Source organism: Pararhizobium sp. IMCC21322 (assembly GCF_030758295.1).
In the GTDB taxonomy this organism is placed as follows: Bacteria; Pseudomonadota; Alphaproteobacteria; order Rhizobiales.
The window spans coordinates 3668864-3683556 of the sequence record NZ_CP132335.1; the positions used below are offsets into that span (position 1 = coordinate 3668864).

At 52.1% G+C, this 14693-nt stretch carries 15 protein-coding genes; 9 read left to right on the top strand and 6 right to left on the bottom strand.

The window, feature by feature from the left end; all coding sequences use genetic code 11:
- The first annotated feature begins 8 nt into the window (after positions 1-8).
- Positions 9-431 carry an HIT family protein gene (locus RAL91_RS17205; RefSeq protein ID WP_306257484.1) on the top strand — a complete coding sequence of 141 codons (423 nt, stop codon included), beginning with the start codon at positions 9-11 and terminating at the stop codon, positions 429-431.
- Here the strand turns inward: RAL91_RS17205 and RAL91_RS17210 are convergent.
- Positions 428-778 (bottom strand): AzlD domain-containing protein, encoded by a 351-nt coding sequence (locus RAL91_RS17210; RefSeq protein WP_306257485.1) that lies wholly within the window; start codon positions 776-778, stop codon positions 428-430. The two genes, RAL91_RS17205 and RAL91_RS17210, sit on opposite strands and share 4 nt — an antisense overlap.
- The gene (locus RAL91_RS17215; protein ID WP_306257486.1) at positions 775-1440 is read right to left on the bottom strand and encodes an AzlC family ABC transporter permease; all 666 of its coding nucleotides are present in this window, start codon (positions 1438-1440) and stop codon (positions 775-777) included. Before RAL91_RS17215 ends, RAL91_RS17210 begins: the two co-directional genes overlap by 4 nt.
- A gap of 129 nt (positions 1441-1569) precedes the next feature.
- On the opposite strand from RAL91_RS17215, the gene RAL91_RS17220 reads away from it, so the two are divergent.
- Both RAL91_RS17220 and RAL91_RS17225 read left to right on the top strand, forming a co-directional pair.
- Positions 1570-1869 (top strand): hypothetical protein, encoded by a 300-nt coding sequence (locus RAL91_RS17220; protein ID WP_306257487.1) that lies wholly within the window; start codon positions 1570-1572, stop codon positions 1867-1869.
- A 95-nt stretch (positions 1870-1964) separates the two neighbouring features.
- A complete protein-coding gene (locus RAL91_RS17225; protein WP_306257488.1) occupies positions 1965-3164 on the top strand; it encodes an alpha/beta fold hydrolase in 1200 nt (399 codons plus the stop codon).
- Positions 3165-3234: 70 nt separating this feature from the next.
- On the opposite strand, the gene clpA is transcribed toward RAL91_RS17225, so the two are convergent.
- The 3 genes from clpA to RAL91_RS17240 all read right to left on the bottom strand — a co-directional run bounded on the left by clpA (position 3235) and on the right by RAL91_RS17240 (position 6701).
- Entirely contained in the window at positions 3235-5658 is a 2424-nt protein-coding gene (gene clpA / locus RAL91_RS17230; protein ID WP_306257489.1) for an ATP-dependent Clp protease ATP-binding subunit ClpA, read from the bottom strand.
- A 9-nt stretch (positions 5659-5667) separates the two neighbouring features.
- Positions 5668-6009: an ATP-dependent Clp protease adapter ClpS gene (clpS, locus tag RAL91_RS17235; protein WP_306262984.1), complete on the bottom strand. Its 342-nt coding sequence runs from the start codon at positions 6007-6009 to the stop codon at positions 5668-5670.
- A 359-nt stretch (positions 6010-6368) separates the two neighbouring features.
- On the bottom strand, positions 6369-6701 hold the full coding sequence (locus tag RAL91_RS17240) for a phasin family protein (RefSeq protein ID WP_306257490.1): 333 nt from the start codon (positions 6699-6701) through the stop codon (positions 6369-6371).
- 420 nt (positions 6702-7121) lie between these two features.
- On the opposite strand from RAL91_RS17240, the gene RAL91_RS17245 reads away from it, so the two are divergent.
- From RAL91_RS17245 to speB, 6 genes are all read left to right on the top strand, one after another.
- Positions 7122-8372, top strand: a complete 1251-nt coding sequence (locus RAL91_RS17245; protein WP_306257491.1) for a D-alanyl-D-alanine carboxypeptidase family protein — start codon at positions 7122-7124, stop codon at positions 8370-8372.
- A gap of 54 nt (positions 8373-8426) precedes the next feature.
- Positions 8427-8717, top strand: a complete 291-nt coding sequence (locus tag RAL91_RS17250) for a hypothetical protein (protein ID WP_306257492.1) — start codon at positions 8427-8429, stop codon at positions 8715-8717.
- A gap of 231 nt (positions 8718-8948) precedes the next feature.
- The gene (gene speA, locus RAL91_RS17255; RefSeq protein WP_306257493.1) at positions 8949-10868 is read left to right on the top strand and encodes a biosynthetic arginine decarboxylase; all 1920 of its coding nucleotides are present in this window, start codon (positions 8949-8951) and stop codon (positions 10866-10868) included.
- 21 nt (positions 10869-10889) lie between these two features.
- Positions 10890-12107 (top strand): saccharopine dehydrogenase family protein, encoded by a 1218-nt coding sequence (locus RAL91_RS17260; RefSeq protein ID WP_306257494.1) that lies wholly within the window; start codon positions 10890-10892, stop codon positions 12105-12107.
- A 23-nt stretch (positions 12108-12130) separates the two neighbouring features.
- Complete coding sequence (gene nspC, locus RAL91_RS17265) at positions 12131-13300, top strand: carboxynorspermidine decarboxylase (protein ID WP_306257495.1); 1170 nt, start codon at positions 12131-12133, stop codon at positions 13298-13300.
- A complete protein-coding gene (gene speB / locus RAL91_RS17270) occupies positions 13297-14157 on the top strand; it encodes an agmatinase (protein ID WP_306257496.1) in 861 nt (286 codons plus the stop codon). Before nspC ends, speB begins: the two co-directional genes overlap by 4 nt.
- Positions 14158-14166: 9 nt before the next feature.
- On the opposite strand, the gene RAL91_RS17275 is transcribed toward speB, so the two are convergent.
- Positions 14167-14604 (bottom strand): DUF1489 family protein, encoded by a 438-nt coding sequence (locus RAL91_RS17275; protein WP_306257497.1) that lies wholly within the window; start codon positions 14602-14604, stop codon positions 14167-14169.
- Between the last annotated feature and the right edge of the window lie 89 nt (positions 14605-14693).

Here is a 14693-nt window from a genome sequence, read left to right on the forward strand (position 1 = left end):
AATTCCACATGACCGCCTACGACCCGGACAATATTTTCGCAAAGATTCTGCGTGGCGAACTGCCCTGCCAGAAGGTCTATGAAGACGACAAGACCTTCGCCTTTATGGACATCATGCCGCGCGGCGACGGTCATGCGCTGGTTCTGCCAAAGACCGCATCGCGCAATCTGCTGGACATTGATGTAGCAGATCTGGCGGCTGTCATGGCCACGGCTCAGAAACTAGCCAAAGCCCAAAAGATAGCTTTTGCAGCAGATGGCATCACACTGCAGCAATTCTCGGAAAGCGCAGGCGGTCAGGTGGTGTTTCACACCCATGTGCATGTCATACCGCGTTTCGAAGGCGTTGCGCTGCGCCCACATACCGGCGAGATGGCAGACATGGATTTGCTGACACAACATGCCGAAAAAATCCGCGTTGCGATCTCTTAGATAAACAGAGCGGCCAGCAACACCGCTTCAGCAGCCACCACACCGGCCAGAATACTCTTACGGCACAGCCAGAACGCAGCCATGCCAATTGCTGTTGCGCCAAGGCGCAGCAGCATTGATGTCTCGCCCAATGGCCCGCTGGGGAACAGAATAAGTTTGGAAATGACGCCTGCAATCAGCGCAGATGCGACAGCTCTGACCCACAGCAACAGATCGGAATCATCGCGCAACGCGCCGCCCACAAATACACCCAGCCAACGCCACATATTTGTTGGCAAAGAGCCTGCCAGCAATATGAAAACATAGGGCCACCACCAGGCGTCCACACTGAAAAATGTCTGGTTCATCCCCGCGCTGCCCGCTTCTTGATCTGCTTGTCCACAAGGAACGCAAGCGTGCCTGCCAGCAGGCCTGAGAACAGCAGGTCCAGCTGAACGCCTGTCATGTAAATCAACGGACCGAAAATCAAACCGAACAGCAACGCAAACCGATCTGATGGCAGCTTTGCGGCCGCTGTCAAGGATGTAAGAAAGTAGATCGGCGTCAAAAACAGCAAAGCTGCCCGCCAACTATCAGATAATTCTCCGGCCACGATGAAGCTGAGGATCGTCACCAATGTGTTGCAAACAGTCAGGCTGGAAGCAAATCCAATAAAGAACGCTCCACGCCCTTCCCTCGGGATATCGGGCATACGGTTCATGGTCACAATCCAGGCGGTAATGGCCACAAATTGAGACATCAAAACCAGAGAAAGTCTGGTGCTCTGGGGGCCCCGAACCACAGGCACCCAGGCCGCCACCATGGGTGTCAAGCGCACAGATGCCAAAGCAACAGCCAGCGCAACCAGCCCAATACTGGTGCCGGCAGCCAATGCCCCGGCCAGAACCACCTGACTTGGCAGCGCCCAGATGACTGCGGTGCTGAAAGCCGCTTGCGTCACACTCAGTCCAGCTTCCTGGGCAAGCGCGCCAAAGCCGACATAGCTCATCATCAAGATGAAAGCTGGCACGGACACAATGCCTTTCAACCCTTGGCAATACCAATGAAAACGACTCAATTGGCGGGCTGAATCAGGCTTGTCGGCTGAATTTTTCTGTTCGAACGACTCCATTTTCCTGCGATAGCACGGGAACACCTGTTGCGCATAGAAAACCAGTCTGCGTTGCGCTTAAAATGCTGTGTTCAAATCAACCGTGATAATTTTTGGAAAATGGCTCGCGGAACAAAACAAACCAAAATCCCTTCAGGACCTGCTGAGCCAAAAGAAGCAAATGGTAGATTTGTTTACTCCTCCGCTGACGACCAATCACAAGGTAATATGCGGTATCAATTGATCCATCATGGTGCCTGCGTACGTTTGCTGATCCTGATTCCAACATCATTGTTCTCCTCATTTACGAAGATGCAAATTCACCACAGACACCGCTTCTCTGCTTGAAGATCCCCTTAAGAAACGCTTGTCTTTTTCCTCTGATTATCTCCAATAAGGGTTGATCTCTTGAGAACCGATGCAATCCGGCGTCTACTGAAACCATGATTTACGAATTTTCAAATTGCACGCTTGATCTGGCTCGCCATGAATTGGTTCGAAATGGAAAAATTGTTCACGTTGAGCCACAAGTATTTGATATTTTGGCTCTTTTCACCGAAAATGCAGGCAGCCTGATCACGAAAGACCACCTGATTGCAGATGTTTGGCAAGGGCTTTCAGTGTCCGATTCCACCATCAGCGCCCGGATGAATGCCGCACGCAAAGCCATTGGAGACAATGGCAAAGATCAAAGGATCATAAAAACTGTGCCAAGGCGGGGTTTCCAGTTTATCGCCGAACTGGAGCTGTCGCACAATCAATCTGCAGTACCAAAACCAGATACCGATCTGGCAGAGCAGAACATTCGATTTGTCAATTCCAGGGGCGGTGTCAAGATTGCCTATGCGCGCTCGGGACGTGGGCCGGGCCTGATCCGTGTGGGCCATTGGCTGTCACATCTGGAACTTGATTGGCAAAGCCCGGTCTGGCGCCCATTTTTGGAAGAACTTGGCAAAGCCCACACGCTATACCGCTATGATCAAAGAGGCACGGGGCTTTCCAGTCGTGAATTTGATGGGGTGGGAATTGATGAGTTTGTGGATGATCTGGCAGCGGTTGCAGATGCAAATCAGCTTGAAAAATTCCCAATATTTGCCGCATCTCAAGCCGTACCCGTTGCAATCACATATGCCGCAAAATTTCCTGAGCGCGTCAGCCATCTGATCCTGTATGGCGGCTATGCAGAAGGGCGAAGCTTTCGCCAACCTTCCCAATGCGACGTGGATGAACAGACGGTATTAAGTTTGATCAAAGCTGGATGGGGCCAGCCAGAGCATACATTCGCAAAGGCCTTTACATCGCTCTTCATGCCCGATGGCACAACGGAGCAGATTGATAGTTTCACCAGAATGCAACGTGAATCGGCCTCACCGGAAACCGCTGTGAGGCTTCGCAAGCTGGTTGACCGGTTTATGGTGCGAGATCTCCTGCCCGAAATCACGACGCCTACATTGGTTGTGCACGCTCGTGGTGATGTCATCCACCCAATCGATCAGGGACGCATTCTGGCAAGTGAAATACCCGGTGCGCGTTTCGTCATGCTGGACAGTAACAATCACATCCCCGTGCCTCAGGATCCGGAATGGAAAAAACTGATGCAGGTAATTGAACAGTTCCTCGGCGATGGTTTCCTGGGAACGTGAACGAAAAAAGCCGCATCTGAAAAACAGATGCGGCTTAAACAGATATCCTCAAAACAATCCCCGCCCCGGATTACTTTGCCGGAAGCGGCACCTTGGGAACAGACCCTGCCCCGCCGCCAGGCTTTTTACCAGTCGATTTGGCTTTCGACGCGCTGCGCTTCTTCGGCTTGGCTGGCACGGCTTCTTTTTTCGGCTTAACGGGTGCGTTCTCAACAATTTCCAAATCAAGAACAGTCTTGCCGTCATCATCAGTCTTGGTATCGACTTTGACCCGACCGCCCTTTTGCAGGCCGCCAAACAAAATTTCCTCAGCCAATGGACGCTTGATGTTTTCCTGAATGATGCGTGCCAGAGGCCTGGCCCCCATCAGCCCATCATAGCCGGCATCTGCCAGCCACGCGGTTGCGGTTTCAGACAATTCAAACGTCACGCCGCGATCTTCCAGTTGAGCTTCCAGTTGCATGACGAATTTGTCGACAACTTTGTAGACAACATCGCGCGGCAAGCTGGCAAACGGAATAATCGCATCAAGCCGATTACGGAACTCAGGTGAAAAGAGCCTGTTGATGGCCTCTTCATCATCACCTTCACGCTTGGTGGAACCAAACCCGATGGCATTTTTCGCTGCTTCCGAAGCACCTGCATTGGTAGTCATGATGATAACCACATTGCGGAAATCAATCTGTTTGCCATTGTGATCGGTCAGTTTGCCGTGATCCATGACCTGCAGCAAAATGTTGAACAGATCCGGATGGGCTTTTTCCACTTCATCAAGCAGCAACACACAATGCGGATTTTGATCCACACCATCTGTCAGCAATCCACCCTGATCAAATCCGACATATCCTGGAGGGGCACCAATCAGCCGTGAAACTGTATGGCGTTCCATGTATTCAGACATGTCAAACCGCAGCAACTCAACGCCCATAAGGGATGCCAATTGCCGCGCAGCCTCGGTTTTACCGACACCGGTTGGACCGGAGAACAGATAATTGCCAATTGGCTTTTCCGGATCACGCAATCCGGCACGGGACAGCTTGATGGCCGAGGAAAGCGCTTCCATCGCCGCATCCTGTCCGTAAACAACCCGCTTCAGATTGGTATCGAGGCTTTTCAGAGCCTCTGAATCATCCTTGGACACAGATTTCGGCGGTATCCGCGCCATTGTCGCAATCGTGTCTTCAATCTGTTTGACATTAATCGTCTTCTTACGACGGCTCCGGGGCACCAGCATTTGCGACGCACCGGTTTCGTCGATGACATCAATTGCCTTATCAGGCAGCTTGCGATCATTGATATAGCGCGCAGACAGTTCCACTGCCGCCTTCAGAGCATCATTGGTGTAGCGCACCTTATGATGATCCTCGTAACGTGACTTCAGACCTTTCAGAATGTCGATCGCGTCCGGAATGCTCGGCTCGTTGACATCGATTTTCTGGAACCGGCGCACCAAAGCGCGATCCTTCTCGAAGAATTGACGATATTCCTTATAGGTGGTCGATCCGATGCACCGCATGGCGCCAGCCGCCAGAGCCGGTTTCAGCAAATTGGACGCATCCATTGCCCCGCCAGAAGTCGCCCCGGCACCGATAACCGTATGAATTTCGTCAATGAAGAGGATTGCCCCATCATATTCTTCAATCTCTTTCATCACCTGCTTGAGGCGCTCTTCAAAATCCCCGCGATAGCGGGTGCCTGCCAGAAGCGTGCCCATATCAAGTGAGAACACGGTTGCAGCCAGTAACACTTCCGGCACATCGCCATCGACAATGCGCTTGGCAAGTCCTTCTGCAATGGCTGTCTTGCCAACACCGGGGTCGCCCACCAGCAGCGGATTGTTCTTCTGTCGGCGGCACAGCACCTGCACAACACGTTGCACTTCGCTGTCACGTCCGATCAGCGGATCAACCTTGCCATTGGCAGCCTTTTCATTGAGGTCCACACAATAGGCTGACAATGCGTCAGGCGTTTTTTTGTCTTCCGCCTCTTCAGACTCGACCGTTGTCGCATCTTCATCCTCAGCGCCGGTAACCGGGCGTGGTTCAGACATGCCAGGCCGTTTGGCAATGCCGTGACTGATATAGTTCACAGCATCATAGCGGGTCATATCCTGCTCTTGCAGGAAATAAGCCGCATGGCTTTCCCGCTCGGCAAAAATAGCCACCAGAACATTGGCCCCGGTCACTTCTTCGCGACCGGAGGATTGAACATGGATGACAGCACGCTGAATGACACGCTGGAAGCCCGATGTGGGCTTTGTATCCACATCCGCATCAGCAATAAGATTGCTGAGTTCCGTGTCGATATATTCCATCAGATTGCGGCGCAGCAGATCAAGATCCACCCCGCATGCACGCATCACAGCGGCCGCATCTGCATCATTCGTCAGCGCATGAAGCAGATGCTCCAGCGTTGCATATTCCTGACGCCGCTCATTGGCCTGAGCCAGAGCGTTGTGGAGAGCTTTTTCCAGACTTCTTGAAAAGGACGGCAAGTTAAATCCTCACTTCTTTTCCATAACACATTGCAGCGGATGCTGGTGCTTTGCTGCAAGGTCCATAACCTGCGTCACCTTGGTTTCTGCCACCTCAAAGGTGAAGACACCGCATTCGCCGACGCCATTTTGATGCACATGAAGCATGATCATTGTGGCTTCTTCCTGATTTTTATTGAAGAAACCTTGCAACACGTGCACGACGAATTCCATCGGTGTAAAATCATCGTTTAGAAGCAAAACCCTGTAAAGGCTTGGCTTTTTAACTTTCGGCTTTGTTTTTGTAACAACGACGGTACCGGAGTCATTGTCACGATCATCATCAGAGCTGCCGCGATTGGGATTGGACATAATAAAATCGCTGCTGTTTATCGTGGGTCGCACAAAATGCACTGTTTTTCGGATACGCATTGGCTTCCGGATTTCTGGTTCGCTGACAGAATACCATCGGTCAGCTTTCTTGTCTGAGTCAAAACGCATTAAATCCGTTATTCTGCTATCGAGAGCGTACATGGTTTCATGAAGGCATGCCAAGGGTCTGTCTGAGACATTTTGGCAGACGGCATCAGCCTGCTTCACAGAGCTAGTAATATAGGGGTCAGGCGTCTGATTAAAAGGACCCCGGCAACGCAAAAAGCCAACCCCTGGGGATTGGCTTTTCAAGACCAGCCCAAAGGCTGGCCAAATCGCGTTGTAAAGCGGGAGGCGCCTTACTTGTTGATACGTGCGAAAGCAGTTTCAACAGGGCTGTACATGGTTTTGGACAAATCCATGAACATTTCGCCAAGCTTGTTCATTTCGCTGACGTGAGCTTCATAGGCGTTCTTTGCGTAGTCGCCCTGAGCTTCCATGAATTTGTCAAAGCTTTTTGCGCCGAAAACTTTTTCCGCAGCCTGTGTGCCGTCTTCAAAAGACTTTTTGGTATATTCTGCTGTCTCGGTAGCAATAGCCTGGACTGATTTGGAAACGTCAGACAGATTTTCTGTCGCTTTTTCCATGTTTTCTTTTGCCTGTTTCTGGATGTCGTCAATGTTCTGCATCATGATGAATGGTCCTTCTATCGCAGTGAATGTTCGTTCCTGACCACACATATATGCAGCGCAACATAAAATGTCCAGTGGTTTTTGTGCAGCGCACAAAAATTGTTTTTCAGGCGCTTTGCACGTCAACAAATCCGCCATCTCCACGTCAGATTTCCCGATGCAATCCGCGATGAATGCAACCCGAATCAGGAAAATTTTGAAAGCTTTACGGTTTCGTAACCCTGTTTTTCTTAAATTGATGAAAATTTGAATGATCTCGCAGCGGAATAGCGTGTTGCCATGATTGGGCCATTTTGATGGGACCATCACTGGCCCGAACAAACACACAAATTTCTGACTGCCAACAAATGGGTGCAAGTCGTGCAAGTGTATATGTACTCCCGGCTAATTAACGCGACCAAGAGTCTTGGAATCACAAGTATGGGAAAAGCAATTTTCGCAGCATTTCTGATCAGTCTGACAGCCTCTCTATCGGTCACAACCACAGCAAATGCCAATGCGAAATATGCTGGAATCGTGATTGATGTGAAGTCCGGCAAGACGCTTTACGCGGACAATGCTGATAATCTTCGCTATCCTGCCTCTCTGACCAAAATCATGACCCTTTACATGTTGTTTGGAGAACTGGAAGCCGGTCGCGTCAGTCTGAACACCAGGATGAAAGTGTCGAAACGTGCTTCAGGACAGGCGCCTTCCAAGCTTGCTCTGAAACCAGGCAGCACAATCCGGGTAAAGGATGCCATCAGCGCGCTGGTCACCAAATCGGCCAATGATGTTGCGGTCGTCATTGCAGAGCACATTGGCAAAACTGAGAGCAAATTTGCAATCAAGATGACCAAGGCCGCCCGTGACATCGGCATGAAAAAGACAACCTTCAAAAACGCGTCAGGCCTGCCAAACGGCGGGCAACGCACAACGGCCCGCGATATGGCCCGCCTCGGCATGGCCATTCAGGATCGTTACCCGACATACTACAAATACTTCTCGACCCGTTCTTTCTCCTACAAGGGCAAGAAATATCGCAACCACAACCGCCTGCTTGGAACTGTTAAAGGCGTTGATGGCATCAAAACCGGCTACATCCGCGCCTCAGGCTTCAACCTGGTGACCTCCGTCAAACGCGATGGTCGTCACATCGTGGCCGTGGTCATGGGTGGGCGCACAGGCAGGTCCCGTGATGCCCATATGAAAAACCTGATCGGACGTTTTCTGAAATCGGCAACAACGGGCCGCCGCGTCACACCATTGCTGGCAAGCCGTAAAGTGCCACTGCCCCGCGCTCGTGCAGTCGCAGCAGCAGCAGCAGAGGGAAATCTCATCCCGCAAATTCGTCCTGATGAAATTGTGACGGCAAGCGTGACACGTACTGCTTCGGCTGATGAACCTGAAATTGGAAGTGCTGACGATTATAGTAAAACGGATATCACTGACGGTTGGCAAATCCAGATTGGTGCTGTTCCAAGCGAGGAAGCTGCCAACATCCTTCTGGGGAATGCCATGAATGTTGGCACCAGCTATCTGCGTGGCAAGGTAGCGTTTACGGAGCCGGTCATCAGCCGCGGACAAACTCTACACCGTGCGCGTTTCGCCGGTTTTACCAATAAGAATGCCGCGCGTAAGGCTTGCAACTATCTTGAAGCCAAGGACTTTGCCTGCCTCGCGTTACGTTAGTATTTATAGCCTTAACGGGCTCCCTTTGAGTGTATTGTGTACAGGGATTAGAAGATGCTTCTCGACGAAACCTATCCATTGGCGTCCAGTCAACCTCATGCAGCAGCGCGGTCTCTAAGCGCCGGCATCGAGAAAGTCTATGATCAGGCCACCGCACTTGAAGTGCCAAGGTTCAAACTGGCGGGGCTGAGACGCAAGCCTGGCGACATGCTGAACTTCCTGCGCAGCCACGGAGCCCGTGCAAGGCGCCACACGATGCCAGTCAAATACCTCGCTCTGGATTGTTATACCCCTGATGGGTCGATGGCGGTTGAAGTCAGTTTCGGCGACAGCAGTTCCGAATAAGGGTTCACCCTGAACCAAATGCGGCATTCCGCCCCAGAAAAGATCCCAGACCACATCAAAGCCCGGCTCCGTCCGGGCTTTTTTACATACCAATCAACCTTCCAAATTGCAGATTGAGAAAGAAAAGACTGGCGCACCAGAACGGATTTCCGTAGTGCACATTTTCTGACTGTCACGCTTTTGATGTAAGTACGCAAAGTCAACACAATCGTTCGCTGGGGGAACTTGTTCATGTCACCTTCCGGAAATTCCGGCACCACTACAGATACTAAACTGGATGGGCCACACACAATCTATGGTTTCGAGCGCTGGGGCCATGATCTGCTGACCGTGCTTGAAAATGGGGATGTAGGTCTGCGGAATCCACTCAAGCCCGACACGCCCCCCATCAGCCTGCCCTCGATCATTCGTGATCTCGACCAGCGCGGCATCCATGCGCCAATGTTGCTCAGGGTCAGTTCCTTTCTTGAAAACGAAATCCGGGGCATCAACCAATCATTCGCTGCGGCAATGGAAGACGCTGGCTACCGCGGCAAGTACCGTGGCGTTTTCCCGATCAAGGTCAATCAACAGGCTCAGGTGATCAGACAGATTGTCGACTTTGGACGGCCCTACTCCTTTGGTCTTGAAGCCGGGTCAAAGCCCGAACTGGTCATTGCTCTGGCTCAGTCGCTGGAGAATGACGCTCTTGTCGTGTGCAATGGCGTCAAGGATCTGAAATTTATCAAGCTTGCAATTCTGTCGCGCAAACTTGGGTTCAACACCGCCATCGTCCTGGAAAGCCCCAAAGAGCTGGAGCTGGTGATCAAGGCCTATGAAGAGCTTGGTGTCGAACCGCTTTTGGGCGTGCGGGTGAAACTCTTCAACCGCATCGGTGGTGACTGGGCTGAAAGCTCTGGTGATCGCTCCACATTTGGAATGAACACCGATCAACTGATGTCGGTCATCGATCGCCTGCGTGAAGTCGGCTTGCTGCATTGTCTCAAGTTTCAGCACTCACATCTGGGCAGCCAAATCCCCGATGTTAATGATGTGCGCCGTGCCGTGGTTGAAGCGTGCCGCTACTTTGTAGAACTGACAAAGGAAGGCGCACCTTTGACCCATCTGGATCTGGGCGGTGGCTTGGGTGTGGATTATACAGGCGAGAAAAGAGCCTCAAAGAGTTCGATCAACTATTCGGTCATGGAATATTGCGAAAACGTGGTCGAAGCAGTTCGATACGCAATGGATGGCGCCGGTCTGGAACACCCGACCCTGACCACTGAAAGCGGCCGCGCCATTGTGGCAACATCGTCCATGCTGATTTTCAATGTTCTGGAAGCAACATTGTATGACAGGGTCACAAACAGCGCAGCGGAGAGCACAGACCATCATTATGTGAATGATATGGCCGTGATTGAAACCTATCTGGAACCAAGGCGTCTTCAGGAATGCATCAATGATGCAAGCTTCTACCGCAATGAGCTGCGGAACCTGTTCATGCGCAATGCAGTTGATCTGCGCCAGATGGCACGCGCAGAGCGCATCTATCTGTATTTGATGTCACGCATCAAGCTAATGGCCCAGGAGGCTGATAATTCGCCCGAGATCGACGAACAACTGGACGCACTTGCAGATATTTACCACTGTAATTTCTCGCTTTTTCAGTCTCTTCCCGACGTTTGGGCTATCGACCAGATACACCCCATTGCGCCCCTTCAAAAGCTGAATGAAGAGCCGAATCGGCGCGCAATCCTGTCAGACATCACCTGTGATTCCGACGGTAAGATTGACGAATTCATCCTGGCAGACGGCCTGTCACCAGCCCTGCCGGTCCATGACTTAACCGAAGGAGAGCCGTATTATCTCGGCGTATTCTTTGTCGGAGCCTATCAGGAGACGCTGGGGGATCTGCATAATCTGTTCGGCGATACAAATGTTGCAACTATTGAGTTGCGTGAAGACGGGCATTTTGATCTGCTTCAGGAAGTCGAAGGGGATACAATTGCACAGGTTCTGTCCTATGTAGAATTTGATCCGAAAGACTGCGTTGATGATTTTCGTAAGTTGCTGGATCGGGCAACATCACAGAACCGGTTGAAAACTTCTGAGCGCAAACTGCTCATCGCCACCTACCGTGAAGCAATCAACAGCTATACTTATTTCGAGTAATTCCGGCTTGGAGACCCAGACATGAAAAACCTAACTGGCAATACCTTGGTCATTGGTGCAGGTGGCGTATCGTCCGCTGCCGTCCATAAAATGGCGATGAACCCGCAGATTTTTAAAAAAATCACATTGGCGAGCCGCCGGAAATTCAAATGCGAAGCCATCGCCGAGGCTGTCAAAAAGCGCACAGGCGTCTCGATTCACACGGCAGAAGTCGACGCGATGAATGTCTCAGCCGTGGTTGAACTGATCAAAGGCTCCGGTGCCGATCTACTGGTCAATCTGGCCCTTCCCTATCAGGATCTGAAATTGATGGATGCCTGTCTGGAAGCTGGCATCCACTACCTCGACACGGCCAATTATGAGCCGGAAGACGAGGCAAAGTTCGAATATCATTGGCAGTGGGCCTATCAGAAACGGTTTGCAGAAGCGGGCCTGACAGCCATTTTGGGATCCGGTTTTGACCCCGGTGTCACCTCCGTCTTCGCCACCTGGCTGAAGAAACACAAGCTGGATACAATCAGCCTGATTGACGTTCTGGATTGCAATGGTGGCGACAATGGCAAAGCGTTTGCGACCAACTTCAATCCCGAGATCAACATTCGCGAAGTCACAGCAGATGCCAGGCATTGGGAAAACGGCGATTGGGTCACCTCGCCTGCCATGACCCACAAAGTGGCGTTTGATTTTCCCGCTGTTGGCACACGCAATATGTATCTGATGTATCACGAAGAACTGGAAAGCCTGAAAACCCATTTTCCAGAGGTCAAGCGCGCACGCTTCTGGATGACCTTCGGTGATGCCTATATCAACCACGTCACCGTGTTGCAGAATATCGGCATGACCTCCATCGAGCCTGTTGTGCATGAAGGCGTTGAAATCGTTCCGCTTCAATTCCTCAAGACGGTGCTGCCGGACCCCTCTGATCTGGGCGAATTGACGAAGGGTAAAACCTGCATTGGCGATATTGCCACCGGACAGAAGGATGGCAAGGAACACACGTTCTACATCTACAATATCTGCGACCATGAAGAATGCTACGCGGAAGTGGGCAGCCAGGCTGTCAGCTATACAACCGGTGTACCGGCCATGATCGGGGCTGCCCAGATGATCACGGGAACCTGGTTGGAACCTGGCGTCTGGAATATGGAACAGCTTGATCCTGATGGCTTCATGGACATGCTGAACACCCAAGGCCTGCCCTGGCAGGTTCACGAGCTGGACGGTCCCGTCGACTTCTGATGGCAGATACTGTGGCCCCAATCATGCAAACGCAGGCAGGCGATCCGGGCAGTTTTGCCCGGTTCGATTTAAGCCGCGTTCCCAGCCCCTGCTTTGTGGTGGATGAGGTTGCCATTGAACGCAATCTTGCCATCCTGGCAGATGTGGCGGACCGCAGCGGCGCCAAAGTCTTCCTGGCATTAAAAGCATTCTCCATGTTTGAACTGGCACCGCTGGTTGGCAGATATCTGTCCGGCACCTGTGCCTCTGGCGTTCACGAGGCCCGTCTTGCGCATGAAAAATACGGCGGAGAAGTCGCGACTTTTTGTGCCGGCTACAAATCAGATGAATTCGACCAGATCATTGCCTATTCCGACCACATCATCTTCAATTCACCCGCACAGAAGACCCGGTTCGAAGAACAAATACACGCCAGCGGAAAACCTGTGCAAATTGGTTTGCGGATTAATCCTGAACACTCTGAAGGCGAAATCCCCAAATATGATCCCTGTGCACCCTGCTCGCGTCTGGGCACTCCTGTTTCGCAGTTGGATGAGACTGCGCTCGCCGGCATTGACGGGCTGCACATGCACACGCTCTGCGAACAGGGCTTTGAGCCATTGCAGCGCACATGGGATGCCATTGAAAACCAGCTCAGTGGCTGGTTGCCAAATTTGAAATGGATCAATTTTGGCGGCGGGCATCACATTACCCGAGCCGATTATGACCGCGAAGCGCTCATCAGTTTCATCCAGAAGATACGCACACGCTATGGCATTGATGTCTATCTGGAACCCGGCGAAGCCGTGGCGCTGGACGCCGGTATACTGGTTGGAGAAATTCTGGACCTGCCGCAAAACGGCATGAATCTGGCAATCAGTGATCTGTCCGCAACCTGCCACATGCCCGATGTCATCGAGGCCCCCTATCGACCTGCACTGCTGGGCGAAGTGGAAGCTGACGCCGGGACGAGCTACCGCATTGGTGGACCTTCATGCCTGGCGGGCGACGTGATCGGTGATTACACTCCGGCAGAACCGTTTCAGATCGGCGCTCGCATCGCTTTTCTGGATCAGGCCCATTACTCAATGGTCAAGACCAACACCTTTAACGGTGTTCCCCTGCCTTCAATCGCAGTATGGAACTCCAACAGCGATGAATTGCGGATCATTAAGCAGTTTGGTTACAATGATTTTCTGGAGCGTTTGTCTTGATTGACTTTATGGACAGTGAACTGACCGGCGAAGAGCGCGATCCGAAATCATCACGATTCACCATCATTCCCGTGCCGCTGGAACGCACGGTTTCCTATGGCTCCGGCACGAACAACGGACCAGACGCCATTCTGGAGGCCAGCAACGAACTGGAGCGTATCTGCCAGATCGGGGATATGGTTCTTGAGCCCTGCCAGCTTGGCATCGATACACAACAGCCTGTTGATTGCTCCGGTTCCATGCCGCAAATCATGGAGGCCATCAGCCAGCGCACCAGCGATGCAGTTGCTGGTAACAAGCTGCCTGTTGTTCTGGGCGGCGAGCATTCTCTTTCCTACGGCGCGGTGATGGGCGTTCAAAAGGCTCTGGGACGCCCAATTGGTCTGGTTCAGATCGATGCTCATGCTGATCTGCGCGTCGCCTATCAGGGCAATAAACACTCTCATGCATCTGTCATGCATCTGCTGGCAGAAGAAAATGTCCGCCTGGCGCAGTTTGGCGTGCGCGCGCTCTGCCGTGAAGAAATGCAAAGCCGACAGGACAACAATGTGTTCCATGTGGATGGCGAAGCACTGGTGTCAGGCAATATCCATGAGGTCAGCCTGCCGGATGATTTTCCGCAGGACATCTACATTTCATTTGATGTCGACGGTCTTGATCCTTCCCAAATGCCCGCAACCGGTACACCGGTTCCCGGTGGCCTTGGATATTATCAGGCGCTCCATTTGGTCGAACACGCGCTGGAGGGCCGCAATTGCGTGGGTCTGGACGTGGTGGAACTGGCACCTGATGGCAATCCGGCCTGGGATTTTACAGCGGCACAGATCGTTTATCGACTGATGGCCGCAACACTTTAGGCCCAGCGTCTAAAGCAGCCCCAATTCGAGAAGCTCATTGCGCATCTCATCCGGCATATCCTTCAGCGCCTGCGCATCTTCCGATAAATCCGCGGGCACATCTTCGGCACGAAAGTAACGCCACCCCTGAAAAGGCCGTTTGGGTTGCCATTGGGTTAGCCTGACAATCTGCTCCATAACCAGATCACAGCGGCTGATACCTGCTGAATCGGTAAACGGCCGCACATCCAGCAAACGCTGCCGCGCCTGCACATTGCCTTTGATCACCCAATAGAGCGATCCACCGTCCAGTAACTCATCGCGCCGTTTGGGCATCATACGGGTTGTGTGTGCATGTTCAGGCTCAATGCCGGCCTGCTTTGCAAGCATGGCCCGATGTGCAATCCAGCGATCCAGATCGTCAATGGATTCAGCGCCAACACACAGTTTGATCAGATTGAGTGGCATGCGGCTTCTAATACCCGTTCAAGTGAGGAGCGATTGGATAATCTCCGATAGACACAGCATACATGTCATCCACTCGCAACAGAACCTGT

Excerpts from the sequence above, each read along its gene's own strand:
- RAL91_RS17205 (WP_306257484.1), top strand. The coding sequence starts at position 9 with ATGACCGCCTACGACCCGGACAATATTTTCGCAAAGATTCTGCGTGGC.
- RAL91_RS17210 (WP_306257485.1), bottom strand. The coding sequence starts at position 778 with ATGAACCAGACATTTTTCAGTGTGGACGCCTGGTGGTGGCCCTATGTT.
- RAL91_RS17225 (WP_306257488.1), top strand. The coding sequence starts at position 1,965 with ATGATTTACGAATTTTCAAATTGCACGCTTGATCTGGCTCGCCATGAA.
- clpS (WP_306262984.1), bottom strand. The coding sequence starts at position 6,009 with ATGTCCAATCCCAATCGCGGCAGCTCTGATGATGATCGTGACAATGAC.
- RAL91_RS17240 (WP_306257490.1), bottom strand. The coding sequence starts at position 6,701 with ATGATGCAGAACATTGACGACATCCAGAAACAGGCAAAAGAAAACATG.
- RAL91_RS17245 (WP_306257491.1), top strand. The coding sequence starts at position 7,122 with ATGGGAAAAGCAATTTTCGCAGCATTTCTGATCAGTCTGACAGCCTCT.
- RAL91_RS17250 (WP_306257492.1), top strand. The coding sequence starts at position 8,427 with ATGCTTCTCGACGAAACCTATCCATTGGCGTCCAGTCAACCTCATGCA.
- speA (WP_306257493.1), top strand. The coding sequence starts at position 8,949 with ATGTCACCTTCCGGAAATTCCGGCACCACTACAGATACTAAACTGGAT.
- RAL91_RS17260 (WP_306257494.1), top strand. The coding sequence starts at position 10,890 with ATGAAAAACCTAACTGGCAATACCTTGGTCATTGGTGCAGGTGGCGTA.
- nspC (WP_306257495.1), top strand. The coding sequence starts at position 12,131 with ATGCAAACGCAGGCAGGCGATCCGGGCAGTTTTGCCCGGTTCGATTTA.
- RAL91_RS17275 (WP_306257497.1), bottom strand. The coding sequence starts at position 14,604 with ATGCCACTCAATCTGATCAAACTGTGTGTTGGCGCTGAATCCATTGAC.